This is a genomic window from Pseudomonas frederiksbergensis, from assembly GCF_003732665.1.
GTDB lineage: Bacteria > Pseudomonadota > Gammaproteobacteria > Pseudomonadales > Pseudomonadaceae > Aquipseudomonas > Aquipseudomonas frederiksbergensis_G.
In genome coordinates this window covers 1-252 of sequence record NZ_MOBP01000114.1, presented here as the reverse complement: position 1 = coordinate 252, position 252 = coordinate 1, and the positions used below count along the sequence as shown (strand labels likewise).

The 252-nt window shown below is 46.4% G+C and carries 1 protein-coding gene; it reads right to left on the bottom strand.

Annotation, left to right across the window (positions count from 1 at the left end; translation table 11 throughout):
• Positions 1 to 58: 58 nt before the first annotated feature.
• Positions 59 to 252: hypothetical protein (locus tag BK665_RS34665; RefSeq protein ID WP_123410651.1), on the bottom strand; the 194-nt coding region annotated here is incomplete at its 5' end.

The following is a 252-nucleotide window of genomic DNA, read 5'->3' as shown; positions in this document are numbered from 1 at the left end:
TGGTCACGGCTCAAGTCCCCACGCGATTGCATAGCTAGTAAGAAAAATCGGCGCAATTCTAACAGTCCAGGCAAACGTTTGCGAGCCTATTCTCGGTGGAGGGATCTTTTTTTCTCTCTGGCCATTGCGGGGCAACAAACTTGACTCTGTTCACGAAAATGAAACCGGTTTCGGTGATCTGCTTGCAACGGATAACCCCTTTGCACATCATCGAACTGAAACCGGTTTCTGTAATTGTTTTTGCAGAAAATA